Source organism: Streptomyces sp. 5-10 (genome assembly GCF_014712245.1).
In the GTDB taxonomy this organism is placed as follows: Bacteria; Actinomycetota; Actinomycetes; order Streptomycetales; family Streptomycetaceae; genus Streptomyces; species Streptomyces violaceusniger.
Window position 1 is genome coordinate 1 of sequence record NZ_JACVYG010000064.1, and the last position, 20,258, is coordinate 20,258.

At 72.4% G+C, this 20,258-nt stretch carries 16 protein-coding genes and 1 pseudogene; 5 read left to right on the top strand and 12 right to left on the bottom strand.

From position 1 onward, the window contains the following. Both IEJ02_RS41410 and IEJ02_RS41415 read left to right on the top strand, forming a co-directional pair. Nucleotides 1-1,323, top strand: a pseudogene (locus IEJ02_RS41410) (hypothetical protein); the annotation flags it as partial. A 51-nt stretch (nt 1,324-1,374) separates the two neighbouring features. Beyond that, nucleotides 1,375-3,195, top strand: coding sequence for a protein kinase domain-containing protein (locus IEJ02_RS41415; protein WP_191069498.1), 1,821 nt, complete (start codon nt 1,375-1,377; stop codon nt 3,193-3,195). A gap of 79 nt (nt 3,196-3,274) precedes the next feature. On the opposite strand, the gene IEJ02_RS41420 is transcribed toward IEJ02_RS41415, so the two are convergent. Then, complete coding sequence (locus IEJ02_RS41420) at nt 3,275-4,558, bottom strand: adenylosuccinate synthase (RefSeq protein ID WP_137978850.1); 1,284 nt, start codon at nt 4,556-4,558, stop codon at nt 3,275-3,277. A 214-nt stretch (nt 4,559-4,772) separates the two neighbouring features. Here IEJ02_RS41420 and IEJ02_RS41425 point away from each other — a divergent pair, with 214 nt between their 5' ends. Then, complete coding sequence (locus tag IEJ02_RS41425; RefSeq protein WP_191069532.1) at nt 4,773-5,852, top strand: hypothetical protein; 1,080 nt, start codon at nt 4,773-4,775, stop codon at nt 5,850-5,852. 63 nt (nt 5,853-5,915) lie between these two features. Here the strand turns inward: IEJ02_RS41425 and IEJ02_RS41430 are convergent, their stop codons facing one another. Next, entirely contained in the window at nt 5,916-6,458 is a 543-nt protein-coding gene (locus IEJ02_RS41430) for a GbsR/MarR family transcriptional regulator (protein WP_191069531.1), read from the bottom strand. Nucleotides 6,459-6,559: 101 nt separating this feature from the next. Between IEJ02_RS41430 and IEJ02_RS41435 the strand changes: the two genes are divergently transcribed. Both IEJ02_RS41435 and IEJ02_RS41440 read left to right on the top strand, forming a co-directional pair. After that, nucleotides 6,560-7,477, top strand: a complete 918-nt coding sequence (locus IEJ02_RS41435) for an ABC transporter ATP-binding protein (protein ID WP_191069499.1) — start codon at nt 6,560-6,562, stop codon at nt 7,475-7,477. Next, complete coding sequence (locus IEJ02_RS41440; RefSeq protein WP_191069500.1) at nt 7,474-9,126, top strand: ABC transporter permease; 1,653 nt, start codon at nt 7,474-7,476, stop codon at nt 9,124-9,126. Before IEJ02_RS41435 ends, IEJ02_RS41440 begins: the two co-directional genes overlap by 4 nt. Before the next feature lie 98 nt (nt 9,127-9,224). On the opposite strand, the gene IEJ02_RS41445 is transcribed toward IEJ02_RS41440, so the two are convergent. The 10 genes from IEJ02_RS41445 to pyrE all read right to left on the bottom strand — a co-directional run bounded on the left by IEJ02_RS41445 (nt 9,225) and on the right by pyrE (nt 20,256). Beyond that, on the bottom strand, nt 9,225-10,448 hold the full coding sequence (locus IEJ02_RS41445) for a cytochrome P450 (protein ID WP_191069501.1): 1,224 nt from the start codon (nt 10,446-10,448) through the stop codon (nt 9,225-9,227). Between the two features lie 149 nt (nt 10,449-10,597). After that, nucleotides 10,598-11,278: a response regulator gene (locus tag IEJ02_RS41450; protein WP_191069502.1), complete on the bottom strand. Its 681-nt coding sequence runs from the start codon at nt 11,276-11,278 to the stop codon at nt 10,598-10,600. After that, nucleotides 11,275-12,633 (bottom strand): sensor histidine kinase, encoded by a 1,359-nt coding sequence (locus tag IEJ02_RS41455; RefSeq protein WP_191069503.1) that lies wholly within the window; start codon nt 12,631-12,633, stop codon nt 11,275-11,277. The genes IEJ02_RS41450 and IEJ02_RS41455 overlap by 4 nt, the downstream gene beginning before the upstream one ends. 99 nt (nt 12,634-12,732) lie before the next feature. Further along, nucleotides 12,733-13,659, bottom strand: a complete 927-nt coding sequence (locus IEJ02_RS41460) for an alpha/beta hydrolase (protein ID WP_191069504.1) — start codon at nt 13,657-13,659, stop codon at nt 12,733-12,735. Nucleotides 13,660-13,662: 3 nt separating this feature from the next. After that, complete coding sequence (gene kynU / locus IEJ02_RS41465; RefSeq protein WP_223865316.1) at nt 13,663-15,024, bottom strand: kynureninase; 1,362 nt, start codon at nt 15,022-15,024, stop codon at nt 13,663-13,665. Then, entirely contained in the window at nt 15,017-15,859 is an 843-nt protein-coding gene (locus IEJ02_RS41470) for a tryptophan 2,3-dioxygenase family protein (protein ID WP_191069505.1), read from the bottom strand. Before IEJ02_RS41470 ends, kynU begins: the two co-directional genes overlap by 8 nt. 308 nt (nt 15,860-16,167) lie before the next feature. Further along, nucleotides 16,168-16,581: a DUF3151 domain-containing protein gene (locus IEJ02_RS41475; protein ID WP_014178261.1), complete on the bottom strand. Its 414-nt coding sequence runs from the start codon at nt 16,579-16,581 to the stop codon at nt 16,168-16,170. A 95-nt stretch (nt 16,582-16,676) separates the two neighbouring features. Beyond that, nucleotides 16,677-18,239: an MFS transporter gene (locus IEJ02_RS41480; RefSeq protein WP_191069506.1), complete on the bottom strand. Its 1,563-nt coding sequence runs from the start codon at nt 18,237-18,239 to the stop codon at nt 16,677-16,679. A 107-nt stretch (nt 18,240-18,346) separates the two neighbouring features. Beyond that, the gene (gene fbaA, locus IEJ02_RS41485; protein WP_191069507.1) at nt 18,347-19,369 is read right to left on the bottom strand and encodes a class II fructose-bisphosphate aldolase; all 1,023 of its coding nucleotides are present in this window, start codon (nt 19,367-19,369) and stop codon (nt 18,347-18,349) included. A gap of 341 nt (nt 19,370-19,710) precedes the next feature. Further along, complete coding sequence (gene pyrE, locus IEJ02_RS41490) at nt 19,711-20,256, bottom strand: orotate phosphoribosyltransferase (RefSeq protein ID WP_137978840.1); 546 nt, start codon at nt 20,254-20,256, stop codon at nt 19,711-19,713. Nucleotides 20,257-20,258 lie beyond the last annotated feature (2 nt).

Genomic DNA, 20,258 nt, shown 5'->3' on the forward strand with positions numbered 1-20,258 from the left:
ACGCCGCACGCGGGCGCGCCCGGCCACGGCGCGCCCGGAAGCGCCACACCGCCGCAGGCGGGCCCGGGCGGTGCCGCTCCCCACTCGGCCGGTTCCGGCGGGCCCTACGCCCCCGGGGCGTACGGCTACCCGTCGCACGCCACGCCGCCGCAGGCGCCGCAGGCTCCGCAGGCGGACGCGGAGGGTGAGCCGCCGACGCCCGCGCATGGCTTTGGGCCGCCCGCGGTCACCTCGTTCGGGGCGGCCGCCGGGTCGCCTTCCGCCGGGTTCGGCGGACCAGGCGGACCAAGTGGACCAGGCGGGCCGGGCGGAACCGGTGCGCCGGGCGGGCCCGGGGGCGGCGCGTCGCAGACGTCCCCGAAGCCGAACCGGCGGCGCCGTAAGACGCTCATCGTCGTCTCCGCCGCCGTCGCCACCGCCCTCATAGCCGGAGTCGCCGCGCTGGTCATCGTCAAGGGGAACGACGACAAGGGCGACCGGGCCACGACCGACTACGACAAGATGACCCACACCCCGCCCGCGGACCCGGGCGGCTCCGGTGGCTCCGGCGGCGGCAACTCCAAGGAGCCCTCCGGGGGTTCGGACGGCCCCGGTCCGTCCGCGACCAAGCTGGGGACGGCGGGCGACGTGCCCACCGAGTACCTGGGCGCCTGGGAGGGCGAGATCAAGGAGAGCGGTGAGTCGACCGGCAAGATCCGCCGGGTCGTGCTCTCGCAGGGACCGATCGGCTCGGTCGTCGCCGAGACCCTGACCTCCGACTCGGACTCGTTCTGCCAGGACTCCGCCAAGCTCAAGTCGGCGGACAGCCTGCTCCTCATCGAGGACGAGGAGATGGACACCAGCATCCCCGAGGACAGTTGCAGCGCGGTCGGCGAGCAGACGCTGCGGATCGGCAACGACGGCACCCTCGCCTGGAGTACCACGGACGGCTCCTCCGAGGCGACGCTGCGCCCCGCCAAGAGCGGCGGCAAGCCCATCCCCTCCGGGTACGTGGGCACATGGCTGGCCAAGGACGCGTTCGGGAAGCCCGACGCCACGTTGAAGATCACCATCAAGCAGGGCGCGATCGGCTCCGTGGTGGCCCAGGACGTCGCGGACAGCACGAAGTACCACTGCGAGGGTGACCGGGTCCTGGCCTCGGTGGAGAAGGGACTCGTCCTCAGCCCCTCGAAGTTCACCGGGGGCACCCCTAAGAATCTCTGCGGACCCGGCACGTCACTCACGTTCACAACTTCCGGACATGACAAGCTGCGTGTCGAATATGACGACCCGGACGATTACAGCGATGAGACGATGACACAGACGTTCACCCGCCTCGACTGATCGGCCGATCGGCAGAGGGACTATCGGCACAGGGACAGGAGCCACACCGCGATGGAGAACCTCGGGGCCCAGGACCCGCGGTGGATCGGCGAGTACCGGCTGCTCGGCAAGCTGGGCGAGGGCGGAATGGGCCGGGTCTACCTCGCCCGCTCCGCCCGCGGCCGCACCGTCGCGGTGAAGCTCGTACAGGCCGAACTCGCACGCCAGGCCGACTTCCGCGGCCGCTTCAAGCGGGAGGTGGAGGCGGCGAGACGAGTCGGCGGGCAGTGGACCGCGCCCGTCCTCGACGCCGACACCGACGCCGAGGTGCCGTGGGTGGCCACCGGCTACATCGGCGGTCCGTCCCTGCACAGCGTCGTCGCCGAGGACTTCGGGGCGCTGCCCGAGCGCTCGTTGCGGATCCTGGCGAACGGCCTGGCCCTCGCGCTGCGCGACATCCACGGCGCCGGGCTGGTCCACCGCGACCTCAAGCCGTCCAACATCCTCGTCACCATCGACGGTCCGCGCGTCATCGACTTCGGCATCGCGCGCGCCCTGGACGCCGTGGGCACCACCACGGGCGGCAATCTGACGATGACCGGCGCGGTCGTCGGCTCGCCCGGGTTCATGTCGCCCGAGCAGGTGCGGGGCGAGCCGGTCACCGCCGCGAGCGATGTCTTCTGCCTGGGCTCGGTGCTCGCCTTCGCCGCCACCGGACGTCAGCCCTTCGGCAACCTGGACAGCGGCATCCACGCCCTGATGTACCGAATAGCCCAGGAGGAGCCCGATCTGGTGGGGCTCCCGGACGGGGCACGCGGGCTGGTCACCGCGTGCCTGGACAAGGACCCGGCCAAGCGGCCCTCGGTGGACGAACTGGTCGCCGCCACCCAGCCGGTGGCCGATGACGGCGAGCCCTGGCTGCCGGGCGGACTGCTCGCCCGGCTGGGGCGGGACGCCCTCCAGCTGCTGGAGGTGGAGGCGGAGAACGCGCAGCCGAACGCCATGGCGCCGCAGCAGGGCCCGTCCGCGTACGGCCACCCCCAGGCCGCCGCGCACACCCCGCCCGGCCCCTCCGCGTACGGCTCGCCGACGCCGTCGGCGTACGCGACCCCCCACGCCCACGCGGCCGGTGGTTCCCCGTACCAGATGTCCCAGCCCGCCACCCAGCCCTGGCAGGGCGGCTATCAGACGCCGATGGGCTACCCCGCCCCGGGCACGCGGCTGAGGCCGATCCGGGGTCTGGCCACCGCCTTGATGAGCATGTTCGGCATCTGGCTGGTGCTGACGCTCCTCGACATGTCGCTGAACATCTCGCTGCTCGACACCTACTTCGCCGTCGACTCCGGCACGGTCTCCGACGACCTGCTCTACAGCAAGCGGAGCGACGTCGAGGCGATGGACAGCGGCACCGGTGTCGCCGCGCTCGTGCTCGTCGTGCTGTGGCTGGTCTGGTTCCGGACCGCCTACATCAACTCCACGGTGCTGAACCCCGGGCGGCAGCGGTTCGGCAGCGGCTACGCGGTGGGCGCCTGGTTCATCCCGATCGCCCAGCTGTGGCTGCCCAAGCAGATCGCCAACGACGTCTGGACCTCCAGCACTCCGCCGGGGCCCGGACGCCGTGGCCGTGCGGTGCTGCACTGGTGGTGGACGCTCTTCGTGATCATGTTCCTGATGTTCCCGGTGAACGGGATCAGCGAGGTCATCGGCGACAACTCCCGGGAACAGCGGCCCAGCGTCATCATCAGCATCATCGACGACTCCATCGGCGTCCTGGCCGCGGTGCTGGCCATCGCCGTGGTGCGGCGGATCACCAAGATGCAGGAGCAGCGGGCCGCGCGGCCCGTCGGTCAGCCGCAGCAGCCCGCCGGGGTGTTCGGCCCGCCCGCGGCGTAGTGACGCCGGCGCGCGGGGCGCTCCCGAGAGCCGGACTCCCGGGGGCCGGGCTCCCGGGAGCGGCGCTCCCACCGAGGGGTCAGAGGAACGAGTTGATCTGGATGGTCTCGTCACGTCCCGGCCCGACGCCGATCGCCGAGATCGGGGCGCCCGACATCTCCTCCAGCGCCTGGACGTACTTCTGCGCGTTCTTCGGCAGCTCGTCGAAGGTCTTGGCCTGGGTGATGTCCTCCGACCAACCCGGCAGCGTCTCGTAGATCGGCTTGGCGTGGTGGAAGTCGGTCTGGCTGTACGGCAGCTCCTCGACGCGCTTGCCGTCGATCTCGTAGGCCACGCACACCGGGATCCGCTCCCAGCCGGTGAGCACGTCCAGCTTGGTGAGGAAGAAGTCGGTCAGGCCGTTGACCCGGGTCGCGTAGCGCGCGATGACCGCGTCGAACCAGCCGCAGCGCCGGTCGCGCCCGGTGGTCACACCGCGCTCGCCGCCGATCGTGCGCAGCTTCTCGCCGTCCTCGTCGAGGAGCTCGGTGGGGAACGGGCCCGCGCCGACGCGGGTGGTGTACGCCTTCAGGATGCCGATCACGCGGCTGATCTTGGTCGGGCCCACGCCGGTGCCGGTGCAGGCGCCGCCCGCGGTCGGGTTGGAGGAGGTGACGAAGGGGTACGTGCCGTGGTCGACGTCGAGCAGGGTGCCCTGCCCGCCCTCGAAGAGCACGACCCGGCCCTCGTCGATGGCGTTGTTGAGGAGCAGGGTGGTGTCGGCGACATAGCCGCCGAGCCGGTCCGCGTAGCCCAGCAGCTCCTCGACGACCTGGTCCACCGCGATGGCGCGGCGGTTGTAGAGCTTGGCCAGCACCTGGTTCTTGTAGTCCAGGGCCGCCTCCACCTTCTGCCGCAGGATCGACTCGTCGAAGAGGTCCTGGACCCGGATGCCCACGCGGTTGATCTTGTCCGCGTAGGCCGGGCCGATGCCGCGGCCGGTGGTGCCGATCTTCCGCTTGCCGAGGAATCGTTCCGACACCTTGTCGAGGGTCGTGTGATACGGCGTGATCAGATGGGCGTTACCGCTGATCAGCAGCTTGGACGTGTCGACGCCGCGGTCGGCGAGTCCGCTCAGCTCGGAGAGCAGGACCGCCGGGTCCACGACGACACCGTTGCCGATGACCGGGGTACACCCGGGCGAGAGGATTCCGGACGGGAGGAGGTGCAGCGCGTACTTCTGGTCGCCGACCACCACCGTGTGGCCCGCGTTGTTACCGCCCTGGTAGCGCACTACGTAGTCCACGGAGCCACCGAGCAGATCGGTGGCCTTTCCCTTGCCCTCGTCACCCCACTGAGCACCGAGCAGCACAAGTGCGGGCACAGGCGTACACCCCTTCCGGGCGGGGCATGTCCAACGTGCATGGTGACGCGCGCCACCACAAGAGCCGTCGAACCGGTGCCCCGGATAGACGAAGCCCCTGGCGCAACAGCGACAGGGGCTCTTGCACCGAGAGATTACCTGAGGAAGGACCGAGGTGTCGGCTCCAGATCCCCGGCCCCCTGCGCCGGACACCGCCCGGGGGCGCCCGCTGCTCATGGTCATCGACCCCAACGCCCGCCGAACGGACGGGGAGTCGGTGCGGATCGCGAAGGATGTGCTGTGTGCGGGCGCGCAGACGAAAATCTGCCTGCCGGACGGCCCGGAGGAGGTCGAGCGGGCGCTGGCCCGCCGGGGCGCCCGCCGGCCGGTGCTGGTGGGCGACGACCGCGCCCTGCTGCGGATGGTGGAGCTGCTGCACCGGCGGCGGGAGCTGGCGGACGCCACGCTGTCGGTGGTCCCGGTCGGCGGCTCCGCCACGGTCGCCCTGGCCCATTCGCTCGGGGTGCCGACGGACGCGGTCGCCGCGGCCCGTACGGTCCTCGACGGGACCGCGCGCCCGCGTGACCTGCTGGTGGACGAGAGCGGCGGGGTGGTCCTCGGCGGTCTGCGGATCCCCTCCGGGCTCGCTCCTCACGGTGCGCACGACCGTGTGCCGGGCGACGGCCACGGCGCGGCGGCCGGGCCGGACGGGGCGGCCGGAGCGGACGGGCACGCCCCGGGGCCGTACGGCGAGGGGGCGAGGGGCCGGGACTGCGGCTGCGACCCTTGCGTCCACGACCGCCTCCGGGCCGAGGACGGCGAGGACGGCCGGGACGGCACAAGCCCGCCCGGCCCCGACCGGGAGCGCCCCGACCGGGAGGGCGATGGCCAGGAGGGCGATGGCCGGGAGGGCGATGGCCACCGGCCGTGGTGGAGCCCGGCGGCCCGCACCGCCCGCACGGCGCTGACGCTGCTCTCGCTCCCCGTCATCGGACTGGCGGGCGGCGCCCGGCGCCCGGCGCATCCGCCGCCGCAGCGGCTGCGGATCGAGGCGGACGGGGTGCTGCTGACCGACCTGGACCGGCCGGTGGAGCGGGTCTCGGTGTCGACGGCCGAGCCGGGCGGCGGGCTGGCCGAGATCGTGGTCCACCCCCACGCGGCGGGCGGCCCGCTGCGCGCCCGGGCCCGGGCCGTCACCGTCTCCGGCCCGGACTTCCGCTACCACGCGGACGCGCTGATCCGCGGCCCGGTCCGCAGCCGCACCTGGACGGTCCTGGCCGAGGCCTGGAGCCTGATGCTCCCCCACCGCCCTTGAGCGCCACTCGCGCCGCCGCGGGGCCCGGTGGGGCCGGGCGGCGCGGGCGGGCCCGGCCGGCCGTCAGCCCGCTTCGGCCTCGCGGGCCTCGGCGGCGCGGCGCTCGGCCTGCTGGTCGCGCCAGCGCTGCAGCATCTTGGGCAGCTCCCGCTGCACGAACTCGAAGAAGTCGGCGGTCTCGGTGATCCGCAGTCCCGCCGGGGTGCCGGGGCCGAGCACCTTGGCGCCGTCGCGCATGGTGCTCTCCCAGCGGGCGACCATCTGGTCGCGGCGGGTCAGCGTCTCGTACCAGACCTCGTTGTAGAGCCGGTAGCGATCGCGGCGGGAGCCCGGCTCGCGCTCCCGCACCACCATGTCCACCTGGGACAGATAGCGGATCGCGCCCGAGACCGCGGCCGGGCTGATCCGCAGCCGCTCGGCCAGCTCCGCCGAGGTGAGGGCCCCGGAGTCGGAGACGAGAAGCGCCGCGAAGACCCGGGCCGCCATGCGCTGCATCCCGGCCTCGGCCAGATCGGCCGCGAACCTCTCGACGAACCTGGACACCGCCGCCTCGTCACGCGCCGTTTCACCGCGCGCTTCATCGGGCGCGCCCTCCGGTTCGATCATCTCCCTCACCGCTTCATCATCTCCTCTCTTCGTCACATCATCATAAGTTTATACAGTTCCTTAACTTCACAAATTTGTGAAACTAGCGTAGCTTCGAAATCATGAAAACGGCTATCTCCGTGTCCGGCCTCCACAAGTCCTTCGGCCGGACCCACGCGTTGGACGGCCTCGACCTCGAAGTCGAGGCAGGTGAGGTCCATGGCTTCCTCGGGCCCAATGGCGCCGGGAAGTCCACCACCATCCGGGTCCTCCTCGGGCTGCTCCGCGCCGACTCCGGCGCGGTGCAGATGCTCGGCAAGGACCCCTGGCACGACGCGGTCGACCTCCACCGCCACATCGCGTACGTCCCCGGAGACGTCACCCTGTGGCGCAACCTGAGCGGTGGAGAGGTCATCGACCTGTACGGGCGGCTGCGCGGCGGTCTGGACACCGCACGCCGCGCCGAGCTCCTGGAGCGGTTCGAGCTCGATCCCACCAAGAAGGGCCGTACGTACTCCAAGGGCAACCGCCAGAAGGTCGCCCTGGTCGCCGCGTTCGCATCCGAAGTGGAGCTGCTGATCCTCGACGAGCCGACCTCCGGGCTCGACCCGCTCATGGAGGAGGTCTTCCGCGAGTGCGTCGCCGAGGAGCGCGACCGCGGTCGTACGGTGCTGCTCTCCAGCCACATCCTCAGCGAGGTCGAGGCGCTCTGCCGGAAGGTGAGCATCATCCGCAAGGGCCGGCGAGTGGAGTCCGGTACCCTCGCCGAGCTGCGCCATCTGACCCGTACGTCGGTGACCGCCGAGCTCGCCGGCGAGCCGAACGGCCTGTCCGGCCTCCCCGGTGTGCACAACGTGGACATCCAGGGCCGCCAGGTCAAGCTCCAGGTCGACTCCGACAAGATGGACGCCGTGCTGCGGCAGCTCACCCAGGTCGGGGTGCGCAGCCTCATCTCCACCCCGCCCACCCTGGAAGAGCTCTTCCTGCGCCACTACCAGGACGACATCACGCGCACGGAAGCCGAGGCGATCGCCCGATGACCGCCGTAGCCGACGCCCGGGTCTCCCCCCGCGCCCGCGGATCGGCCCACGATCTGGCGGGCACGGGCACGCTGCTGCGGCTCGCCCTGCGCCGCGACCGGATCATGATGCCGGTGTGGGTGCTGTGCCTGGGGCTCACGGCCAGCAGCACCGTCGGCCGTCTGAAGAGCGCGTACGACACCCCCGCCCGCCGCGCCAACCTCGTCCACGACATGAATGGGAACGGCTCGACCCGGGCCCTGTTCGGCGCCGCCTTCGACGACTCGCTGGGCGCGCTCACCGTCTGGCGCGTGGGTGCCTTCCTCACGGTGTTCGCCGCGATCATGAGCCTGCTCATCGTGATCCGGCACACCCGTGAGGAGGAGGAGACCGGCCGTCAGGAGGCGCTCTCCGCCGGCATGGTCGGCCGCCGCGCGGGGCTCACCTCGGCCCTGCTCGCCGTGGCCATCGCCAACGGCGCGGTGACCCTGCTCATCGCGGGGAGCCTCGCGGGCCAGGGCGGCACCGGCGCACTGGCCCTCGGCCTCGCCGTCGGGCTGTCCGGTATGGCCTTCGGCGGTCTGGCCGCCGTCGCCGCCCAGCTCACGGAGAACGCACGGCTGGCCCGGGGCCTGAGCTCCGCCGCGGTCGGCGTCGCCTTCGTGCTGCGCATGGCGGGTGACGCCGCCGAGGACGGCAGCAAGGGCTCCGGCCATGTCCTGGTCTGGCTCTCGCCGCTGGGCTGGGCCGAGTACGCCCGGCCGTACGCGAACGAGCGCTGGTGGCCGCTGCTGCTGATCGCCGTGCTCGCCGCGGCCTCGATCGCCCTCGCGTACTCCCTCGCCGGGCGGCGCGACGTGGGCGCCAGCTTCTACGCCAGCCGTCCCGGCCCACCGGCCGCCGGCCCGCTGCTGAGCGGGGTCTACGGCCTGGGCTGGCGGCTCCAGCGCGGTGCCCTGCTCGGCTGGGCCGCGGGTTTCGTCTTCGCGGGCGCCATCTTCGGATCCATCTCCGACGGTGCGAACGACTTCCTCGGCGACAGCGACAAGACCCGCGACATCATCCAGCGGATGGGTGGCGCCCAGGGGCTCAACGACGCGTTCCTGGCCGCCATGGTCGGCGTCCTCGGCACCATCCTCACCGTCTACACCGCCACCTCCGTGCTGCGGCTGCGCGGCGAGGAGACCGACCAGCGCGCGGAGCCCCTGCTGGCCAACGCCGTCGGCCGGCTGCGCTGGGCCGGGAGCCATCTGGTCATCGCGTACCTCGGCCCGGTGGTCATCCTCGCCATCGGCGGTCTGGCGCTGGGGCTGGGCTACGGCATCGCGGCGGGCGATCTGGCCGACCAGCTCCCCCGCTGCCTCGGTGCCGCCCTCGCCCAGCTCCCGGCGGTGTGGGTGCTCACCAGCGTGACGCTCTTCCTCGTGGGCGTGGTGCCGAAGTACTCGGCCGCGGCCTGGGCCTTCGTCGGCTGGGTGGTCGCCCTGGGCTGGATGGGCCCGGCGCTGGAGCTGTCCGATTCCGTCATGAACACCTCGCCCTTCAGCCATCTGCCGAAGCTGCCGGGCGACGAGGTGACGGCCGCACCGTTCCTGTGGCTGCTGCTTCTCTCGGTCGTTCTCGCCGCCGGAGGACTGGTGGGTATGCGCCGTCGTGACATCGGCGGCTGACCCCCGTCGGCCCACCACACCCCGGCAACCGCCCCCTGTTGTCCACAGGCTGTGGACAACAGGGGGCTCGTTTGTCCCGCGTGCTCAGGGCTCCGTGCTCAGAGCTCGACCTGGAGCTCCCGCAGACCGCGGATGACGAAGTTCGCCCGCCGCTCGGGCTCCTTGACCAGCCGCAGCCCGGGCGCCTTGCGGAGCAGCGCGCCGAAGGAGGCGATCAGCTCCAGACGGGCCAGCGGGGCGCCCAGGCAATAGTGGATCCCGGCGCCGAAGCTGATGTGGGGGTTGTCGGCGCGGGAGAGATCGAGGGTGTCGGGCCGGTCGAAGCGGTCCGGGTCGCGGTTGGCCGAGCCGAACAGCAGCGCCACCTCGCTGCCGCGCGGGATGACCGTGCCGCCGACCTCGATGTCCTCCAGCACCCACCGCTCGAAGAGCTGGAGCGGGGTGTCGTAGCGCAGCAGCTCGTCCACGGCCGTGGGCAGCAGCGCGTCGGGGTCGGCGCGGAGCAGGGCGAGCTGCTCGGGGTGGCGGAAGAGCGCCCACCAGCCGTTCCCGGTGGTGTTGACCGTGGCCTCGTGGCCCGCGTTGAGCAGCAGCACACAGGTGGAGATCATCTCCTGCTCGGTGAGCCGGTCGCCCTCGTCATACGCGGCGATGAGCCCGCTGATCAGATCGTCCCCCGGGGCCTTGCGGCGCGCCGCGATCAACTCGCGCAGATACGCGGAGAATTCGACGGACGCGCGCACGGCCCGGCGCGCCGTGTCCTCGCCCGGGCTCAGCTCGTACATCCCGCAGATATCCGCCGACCAGGGCCGCAGGGCGGGGCGGTCGGCGGGCGGAATGCCCAGCATCTCGGCGATGACGGCGACCGGCAGCGGTTCGGCTACCGCCGCGATGAGATCGCCGCCGCCTGCGGTGACGAGCGAGTCGACGAGCTCCTCCGCGAGCCGCTGGATCGTCGGCACCAGCGCCTCGACCGTCCGCGGGGTGAACGCCTTGGAGACGAGCCGGCGCAGCCGGGTGTGGTCCGGCGGTTCCAGGTCGAGCATGCCGTGGTCGTTGAGGGTGTGGAACGGCTCGTGCTCGGGCGGCGGCGCGGTGCGGCCGAACTCCTCATGGCTGAAGCGGTGGAGATAGGTGCGGCCGAGCCTGCGGTCCCGCAGCAGGGCGCTGACATCCGCGTGACGCGGGATCAGCCACTGGCGGGAGGGCTCGAACCAGTGCGCGCGGCCGCGCTCGCGCAGTTCGGCGTAGGCCGGATACGGGTCCGCGACGAACGACGGCCGCCAGGGGTCGAAGGCGGGGGCTTCCGCACTGCTGCTCATCCCCGGACGGTACCGCCGGGCCCGCCCGGCCTCCAGGGGTCGCCAGGTGCCTCCAGGGGCCTCCAGGGGACGCCAGATGTCTCCGGGGGCAGTCTCGGGGGCTCACTGGGCCTCAGGACCCACCGGGCCTCACGGCCTCACCGGGCCGGTCAGCCTCCGGGCGTCACCAGGCGGACCTCGTAGGCGAACACCGCCGCCTGGGTGCGGTCGCGCAGCCCCAGCTTCACCAGGATCCGGCTGACATGCGTCTTCACCGTCGACTCGGCGACGATCAGCCGCTCGGCGATCTCCGCGTTGGAGCAGCCCTGGGCGACCAGCACCAGCACCTCGTTCTCCCGCTCGGTCAGCTCGGCCAGCCGCCCCTGCGGGGAGGGACGCGGACCGCTGAACCCGACGGTCTCGCCGATCCGCGAGAACGTGCTGATCAGACGCTTGGTGACGGTCGGCGCGAGCAGTGCCTCGCCCGCCGCGACGACGCGGACCGCGTCGCCGAGCTGCCGGGCGGAGGCGTCCTTGAGCAGGAAGCCGCTCGCTCCGGCGCGCAGCGCCTGGTAGACGTACTCGTCCAGGTCGAAGGTGGTCAGGACGAGCACCTTGGCGTCCGCGTCCGCCGCGACGATCTCACGGGTGGCCTCGAGGCCGTTGACCTCCGGCATCCGGATGTCCATCAGGACGACATCGGGGCGCAGGGCCGCCACCTGGGCGATGGCCTGGCGCCCGTCGACCGCCTCGCCGACGACCTCGATATCGGGCTGGGCGTTCAGCAGCACCGAAAAGCCCTCGCGGACCATCACCTGGTCGTCGGCGATCAGCACGCGGACGGGCGTCATGCTTCCCGCTCCGTAGCCGTATCGGGGGCCGGGATGAAGACGGTGACCTCATAACCGCCGTCCTCCTCCCGCGCCCCGGCCCGTATCTCCCCGTCCAGCATCGTGACCCGCTCCCGCATCCCGAGCAGCCCGTGCCCCATGCCGGGCGACGGCGGCACGGCCTTGGTGGCCGGCCCGTTGACGATGCGCAGCCCGAGACCGCCGAGTACGTACGACACCTCGACGCGCGCGGTGGAACCCGGGGCGTGGCGCAGCGCGTTGCTCAGCGCCTCCTGCACGATGCGGTACGCGGACAGCTCCACGCCCTGCGGCAGCGTGCGCACCGCACCGGTCGTGATGTGCTCGACCGCCAGGCCCGCCGCCCGTACCCCCGCGAAGAGGCCGTCGAGCGCGGCCAGCGTGGGCTGGGGCGCCTCGGGGTCGGCGTCCATATCGATGTCATCGGCCCGCACCACCCCGAGGACCCGGCGCAGCTCGGTGAGGGCGATCACCGCGTTCTCCCGGATGGTCGCGAAGCTCCTGGTCAGCTCCTCGGGCGGGTTCTCCACCCGGTACGGGGCCGCCTCCGCCTGGATGGCGATGACGGACATGTGGTGCGCGACGACATCGTGCAGCTCCCGCGCGATGGTCGCGCGCTCCTCCAGCGTGGTGCGGCGGGAACGCTCCTCGACGGTCACCGACTCCTGCACCGCGATCCGCCGCTTGCTCTCGTGCAGATTGCGCGCGGTGACGACGGCGCAGAGCACCAGCCCGGAGACGAACAGCACCTGGAAGGAGTCCGAGGTGAGCTGGCTGTCCGCCAGCATCTGGAGGGAGTCCGAGGTGTACCGGCTGTCGGTGTCGACGTACGCGGCGACAGCCGCGAGAAGGGCCGTGAGCAGCCATATCTCGGCGGCCGCCCGGGGACGCGTCCGGGCCGCCGTCACCACCATCACCAGGACGTGCGAGATGGCCAGCGGAATGGGCCACGGCCAGCCCACCGTCTGATCCAGACCCAGGAGCCCCAGCCCCGTCACGGCGCTCGCCCCGAACGACAGCCACCAGGCGCCGACCGGCCGGAACAGCGTCAGCAGCAGCGGCACCCCGCTCAGCAGGGCAAGGACCAGGCTCATGTCGTCGGGCACCAGGATGACCGACTGCATCATGACGTAGAACGCGCAGACTGTGAGCGCGGCATGCGGCAGCCGGCACACGTATCGCCGGGCCCGCTCCGGGGCCCGGCGCACCAGCGGATGCCCCGGGCTCAACGGCGGCAGTGGACGGAGGGCGAACGCGTCGTTGATCAAATCCTCCCGCAGGCCGGACAACGCGCTGCGGGCGATGCGGATTTCGGTCCGCGGAATCGTCTGGGTCACGTCTCATACCGTAGAGAGCGGACGGGCCCACGTCGTCCCCACCAGTACGGATTGTCCGGCGTCCGTCTGAAGTACTACGTGGCAGGGCCCGGCTCGGCGTTACGCGGCCGCGTCCGTCCCCGCCAGGCGGGCGATCTCGTCGGCGACGGTGTGCGCGGCGGGCGTCGTGGGGTCGATGGGCGGGAAGTGGCCGCCGTCGGTCCTGATCAGCCGTACGTGCTGTCCGGCGCGGGACGCGGCCTCCGCGAAGGCGTCCGCGACCGCCGGCGGCACATCGATGTCGGTGCCGCCCTGCACGATGGTGGTGGGGATCGCGGTGGGCAGCAGCGCGGCGGGGTCGGCGAGGCCCAGCCGGGCCGTCAGCTCATCGCCGTCGACGTCCACGTCGGCGTCAACGTCACCGTCGCCAATGCCAATGCCAATGCCATTGCCTTCGCCGAGGAGTTGGTCGACGGCGCCGGAGCAGACGTCCAGCGCACGGGCGGTGGCGAGGTCCGCGATGGGGGCGAGGGCCACGACACCGCGGAGCGGGGAGGGGGAGGGCAGATGCCAGGGAGTGCCGGACGGCAGCCGATGCCGGGCCGCCGCCCACAGCACGGCGTGCCCGCCCGCGGAGTGCCCGGTGAGCACCACGCGGTCCGGGTCGGCACCGGGGAGCCCGAGGTCCCGGACGAGGCCCGGCACGGTGTCCACGGCGGCCGCGATGTCGTCGAACGTCTCCGGCCACCGCCCGGCCCGCGCGGGGTCCGCCCCACCGCGCCGGTACTCGACGGACGCCACCGCCAGGCCACGCCCCGCCAGGAAGGCGGCGAGGGGCGAGACATGGCGGCGGTCGTAGGGGGCGCGCCAGGCGCCGCCGTGGAAGAGGAGGACCAGCGGGGCGGGGCGGGCGGCCCCGCCCGCCCCGGGCGGCGGAAGGTAGAAGTCCACCACCTGGTCCGGGTGTTCGCCGTACGCGGCGGTCCGGGCCGGGTCCACGGGCGCGAGCCCGAAGACCGACGTCTCCTCGGCCGCCGCCCCGCCCATCGGTCAGCCCTCCTTCAGCACATCGGCCAGCACCCGCACCGCCCGCTCCACCTCGGCGAAGCCCGTGTACAGCGGGGTGAAGCCGAAGCGCAGCACATCGGGGCGGCGGAAGTCGCCCACGACGCCGCGCCGCACCAGCTCCGCCATCACCTCCCCGGCCTCCCCCGCCTCCGCGCACCGCAGCGCCACCTGGCTGCCGCGCTCGGCGTGAGCGGCGGGGGTGATCGACCGGACGCGGCCCGCCGGGACGTACGTCTCGACACAGCGGAGGAAGAAGTCCGTCAGGGCCAGGCTCTTGGCCCTGACGTCCTCGATCGTCACGTCGTCCCACACCTCGAGCGCGGCCTCCAGCGCCAGCATCGAGAGGATGTCCGGGGTGCCGACGCGGCCGCGGACCGCGCCGTCGGCCGGGGTGTAGGCGGAGGCCATGCCGAAGGGGTCGGCATGCGAGTTCCAGCCGGGCAGCGGCGAGTCGAAGCGGGGCTGATGGGCCTGGGCGACGTACAGATACGCGGGCGCGCCGGGCCCGCCGTTGAGGTACTTGTACGTGCAGCCCACGGCGAGGTCCACCCCATGGGCGTCCAGCCCGACCGGCAGGGCGCCCGCGCTGTGGCACAGGTCCCACACCACGAGCGCGCCCGCCGCGTGCACGGCGGCCGTGGTCCCGGGCAGGTCGTGGAGGCGGCCGGTGCGGTAGTCCACGTGGTTCACGAGCGCGACGGCGGTGCGCGCGCCGACGGCGGTCGGGACGTCGCCCGCGGCCACCGGCCGCACGGTGCAGCCGGTCATCCGGGCGGCGGACTCGGCGATATAGCCGTCGGTGGGGAAGGTGGCCTCGTCCACCAGGATCTGATCCCGGTGGGCGCCGCGCTCCTGGGCGATCCGTACGGCCGCGACGACCGCCTTGAAGACGTTCACGCTCGTCGAGTCGCCCACCACCACCTGGCCGGGGGCGGCGCCGATAAGCCGGCCGACGCGGTCGCCGATCCGCTCCGGCGCGGTCCACCAGCCGCTCTCATCCCAGGAGCGGATGCGCAGCTCACCCCATTCGCGGGCGACCACATCGGCCAGCCGGGGCGGGACGGCGCGGGGCAGCGCGCCCAGCGAGTTGCCGTCGAGGTAGATCGTGTCGTCGAGGGTGAAGGCGTCGCGTTTGGCGCGCAGCGGATCGGCCGCGTCGAGCCCGGCGGCCTCATCGGCCAGAACGGTCCTGGCGGGCTCATCGGCCGGAGCGGTCCTGGCGGCCTCGTCGGCCGGAGCGGTCCTTGGCGTACCGGGCTCGGCCGCACCGGGCCGAGCGGCGGTCGGCTTGGACTCGGTCGGCTCGGTACCGGCCGACTCCGTCGGAATCGTCGCGTCAGACATGGCTGCGCGCCGTCCACAGCTCGGGGAAGACGTTCTTGGCCGCGCGCTTCTCCAGCCAGGCGACCCCGGCCGAGCCGCCGGTGCCGGTCTTGGAGCCCATCGCCCGCCGGGTCGCCACCAGGTGGTCGTTGCGCCAGCGCCAGACCAGCTCGGCGACCTCGGTCAGCGCCTCGCCGAGCCGGATCAGCTCGCTGTCGTGCGGGCCGGAGTAGATCTCCTCCCAGACCCGTTCCACCCCGGGATCCGGTTCATGGCGCAGGGCGGGATCGCGGTCCAGCACCTCGGCCGGGACGGCGAGGCCGCGCCGCGCGAGGTAGCGCAGCACCTCGTCGTAGAGGCTGGGCTCGGTCAGCGCCTTCTCCAGCTCGGCGTGGACCCGCGGCGCGCCCCGGTGCGGGACGAGCATGGACGCGGACTTCTCGCCGAGCAGGAACTCCAGCCGCCGGTACATCGCCGACTGGAAGCCGGAGCCCTCGCCGAGCGCGGAGCGGTACGCGTTGAACTGGCCGGGGGTGAGATGGGCCAGCGGTGTCCACGAGGCGTTGAGCGACTCCAGCTCGTAGGCCGAGCGCTGGAGCGCGGCCATCGCGGTGGGCAGATCGTCCTCGCGCAGCGCCTGCGCGGCGGTCTGCCACTCATGGACGATCACGGTGAACCACAGCTCCATGACCTGGGTGGTGACCAGGAACACCATCTCGCCGGGGTCGTCGGAGAGGGGGTGCTGGAGGTGGGTGAGCACGGACGCCTGGATGTAGTCCTCGTACGGCGTGGTGCCGTCGAAGTCCAGATGCGGGGCTTCGGGCTCGGCGTGGTCAGGGACAGGCTGCTGCGACATCGCATCTCCTGAGTACTGCTCGCTACCGGGTAGCGGTCCGCCCCTTCCTTTCGGTCTCGGAGCCCCGGTCCCCTCGGGGCCCACAGCCGAAGGGGCCCCGCACCGCATCATCCGCGCAGCGCGCACGATCGGCAAGTACGGAAGGGGCCCGTGGGGCATACGACACCCCACAGGCCCAGTGCGCCTCGCGCCGCCTCAGCGGAACAGGGCCCGCCTCAGCGGATCAGGAAAGGCGAGATCAGAAGACGTGAATCAGGAGACGTGCGTCAGGAGACGTGCGTCAGAAGACGTGCGTCAGAAGACGTGCGTCAGGAGAGCGTGTCCGCCGCGGTCGGGGAGGACTCGCGCAGGAAGGTCGAGCAGCGCTCGTACTCCTCCTGCTCGCCGATGGACTGCGCGGCGCGCGCGAGCGCGTGCAGGGCGCGCAGGAAGCCCCGGTTGGGCTCGTGCTCGAAGGGCACCGGGCCGTGGCCCTTCCAGCCGCTGCGGCGCAGGGCGTCGAGCCCGCGGTGGTAGCCGGTGCGGGCGTACGCGTAGGACTCGACCACCCGGCCGGCCTCGAACGCCTCGTCGGCGAGCTGTGCCCAGGCGAGCGAGGAGGCCGGGTACTTCGCGGCGACCTCGGCCGGGGCCGCGCCGGAGGCCAGCAGCTCGCGCGGCTCCGGGTCGTCGGGCAGATGGGTCGGGGGCGGTCCCCCGAGCAGGTTCTCGTGAATGGCCATGGGTTCCAGTCTGCCTGGTCCGGGGCCCCACTCGACACGCTCAAGCCATGAGCCTCATGGATCCGGGTGCGCGTCCGGCGCGAAGAGGGCGCGGGTCAGGGGCGAGGGCGCCGCTCGCCCGGGTCCAGGGGCGGCGCGGACACCCCGCAGTGGTAGGCGCACTCGGGGCGGCACGGCGGCCCCGCCGCCCGCGCCACGCCCTCGGCGCCCTCCGCGGGCACCTCGGCCCCGGCTCTCTCCGGCCCCGCCCCCACCTCCACGCCCGCCTGCTCCAGCACGTCCGAGCGCACCGTGCGCCAGGCGAGGATCGCCCCCAGCAACAGCACCCCGGCGCAGATGGGCATCGCCCGCCGGAAGGTGCTCGAGAAGGCGTCCGCCGATCGGTACGCCTCCGGGCCCATCCCCGCGAGCAGCGGCAGCGCCGCCACCGCGACCAGCCCGGCCGCCCGCGCCGCCGCGTTGTTGACACCGCTGGCCAGGCCCGCGCGGGCGACGTCCACCGAGGCCAGGACGGTCGCGGTGAGCGGGGCGACCACCACGACCATGCCCAGTCCCAGCACCAACAGCGCGGGCAGGATGTCCCGCCAGTACACCGCCCCCACCCCGGCCCGGGTCATCAGCAGCATCCCCGCCGCGCACAGCAGCGGGCCGACGGTCAGCGGGATCCGTGGGCCGATGCGCTTGCCCAGCTCCCCCGAACGGGCCGACAGCAGCAGCATCAGCGTGGTCGTGGGCAGCAGCGCGGTACCGGCGGCGAGCGCGGAGTAGCCCACCACCACCTGGAGGTCGAGCACCGAGAGGAAGAAGAAGCCGCCGAAGGCCGCGTAGACGCACAGGGTCACCACATTGACGGCGCTGAACTGGCGGGAGGCGAAGATGGAGAGCGGCAGCATCGGCTCGCGCAGCCTCCGCTCCACGGCGATGAAGGCCGCCCCCAGCGCCAGCCCGGCGACGCCCGGAACCACCACGGCGGGCGAGGCGCCCCTCTGCGGCGCGGCGATCAGCGCATAGGTGACCAGGGCGAGGGCCGCCGCCCCCAGCACGGCGCCGAGGACGTCGAACCGGCCGCGCGGCTGCGGATCGCGGGTCTCCGGTACGTGGCGCAAAGCCACCGGCACACACACCGCCGCCAGCGGCACATTGATGAAGAACACCCAGCGCCAGCCGGGCCCGTCCACCAGCCAGCCGCCGAGGAACGGCCCGATCGCCGCCCCGATGCCGCCGAAGCCGGACCACAGCCCGATCGCCCGCGCCCGGTCATCGGGATGGATCACCGACTGGATCAGCGCCAGCGACCCGGGGGTGAGCAGCGCCCCGCCGATGCCCTGGAACGCCCGCGCGGCGATGAGCACCCCGGCGTTCGGCGCCAGCCCGCACACCAGCGAGGCCAGCGCGAACCACACCACCCCGATGACGAACACCCGCCGCCGCCCGAACCGGTCCCCGAGCGCCCCGCCGAGCAGGATCAGCCCGGCGAGGGTGAGCATGTAGGCGTTGACGGTCCACTGCAGTACGGGCAGATCGGCGCCCAGGTCGAGCCCGATGCGCGGCAGGGCGACATTGACGACGGTGCTGTCGAGGAGCGCCATGGCGGAGCCCAGCACGGTGGTGAACACCAGCCACCGCCCGGCCGGCACGGACAGTCGCACTTCCGGCATACCTGGATGATCCCCCGGGCAGCGCCCCCGGGGCCAGCCCAGAACACAAACGGGCCCGGGGCTCGCCGGGAAGGCGAGCGCCGGGCCCGGAGGGGCGAGCCGAAGAACTACTTCAGCTTGGTGCCCGTGGACCGAAGATCCGCACAAGCCTTGGTGACCCGCTCAGCCATCCCCGCCTCGGCCAGCTTCCCCCAGCTCCGCGGGTCGTACGTCTTCTTGTTGCCGACCTCGCCATCGACCTTCAGCACCCCGTCGTAGTTACGGAACATGTGGTCCGCGATCGGACGGGTGAAGGCGTACTGGGTGTCCGTGTCGAGGTTCATCTTCACCACGCCGTTCTCCAGCGCGGTGCGGATCTCCTGCTCCGTGGAGCCGGAGCCGCCGTGGAAGACGAAGAAGAACGGGTCCTGCTTGCCGTGCTTCGCGCCGACACCGTCCTGGAGGTCACGCAGCAGCTCCGGACGGAGGACGACATTGCCCGGCTTGTAGACGCCGTGGACGTTGCCGAAGGAGGCGGCCAGCAGGTAGCGGCCCTTGTCGCCCAGGCCCAGGGCCTCGGCGGTGCGCAGGGCGTCGTCCACCGTCGTGTACAGCTTGTCGTTGATCTCGTGCGTGACGCCGTCCTCCTCGCCACCGGTCGGGGTGATCTCGACCTCGAGGATGATCTTCGCCTTGACGGCCTCGGCCAGCAGCTCCTGCGCGATGTCGAGGTTGTCGGCGAGGGTCTCGGCGGAGCCGTCCCACATGTGGGACTGGAACAGCGGGTTCTGGCCCTTGGCGACGCGCTCCTGCGAGATCTTGAGCAGCGGACGGACATAGCCGTCCAGCTTGTCCTTCGGGCAGTGGTCGGTGTGGAGGGCGATGTTGACCGGGTACTTCTCGGCCACGACATGCGCGAACTCGGCGAGGCCGACCGCACCGGTCACCATGTCCTTCTTGTACTGGCCACCCAGGAACTCGGCACCACCGGTGGAGATCTGGACGATGCCGTCGCTCTCCGCCTCGGCGAAGCCGCGCAGGGCGGCGTGCAGAGTCTGCGTCGAGGTCACGTTGATCGCCGGGTAGGCGAACTTGCCCGCCTTCGCCCGGTCGAGCATCTCGTTGTAGATCTCAGGGGATGCGATGGGCATCTGACCGCTCCTTGTATGTGCGGGTTAGTCGTACTTGGCCCTGACCTAGGGTCTGTCATCAAAGGGGGCGCCCTGCTCCCGACGCCTGGCACGGCCGCTCGCTGCGTTGTCGCGTCACCCGAGTACGCCCAGTACGAGGGCGACGCTCCGCCTTGCGATCGACCGCACCAGACGCCGCTCGCGGCCGGGCGCCCCCTTTGATGACAGACCCTAGGGGCGACGTCATCGTCGGGGCCATAATCCCAGACTCCGCCGATTGCTCCACACGGCGCACGCCGAGACCACACGGACGGGGGTGGGTGGTTTCACGTGAAACCTCCCACCTCCCCAGCCTGCCGGATTCAGCTCAGCCCGAGGTCGGTGAGCGAGTACGCCGGGAGGTACGGCAGCCCGGCGTCCGCGATCGCGGGCGCGGCGCCGCGCTCGACGATCGTCGCGACCGCGACGACCTCCGCACCGGCCTCCCGCGCCGCCTCCACCGCGGTCAGCGGCGAACCGCCGGTGGTGGAGGTGTCCTCGACCACCAGCACCCGGCGGCCCGCGATGTCCGGGCCCTCGATCCGCCGCTGCATACCGTGCGTCTTCTGGGCCTTGCGGACCACGAAGGCGTCCAGCCGGCGCCCGCGCGCGGCGGCGGCGTGCAGCATGGACGTGGCCACCGGGTCGGCGCCCAGCGTCAGCCCGCCCACCGCGTCGTACTCCAGATCGGCCGTGGCATCGAGCATGACCTGCCCGACCAGCGGCGCGGCCTCGGCGTCCAGGGTGATCCGGCGCAGGTCGATGTAATAGTCGGCCTCACGCCCGGAGGAGAGGGTCACCTTGCCGTGGACCACGGCCTTGTCCTTGATCTGCTGCAGCAGGGCGTCACGCGCATCGCTCATGCGCATGA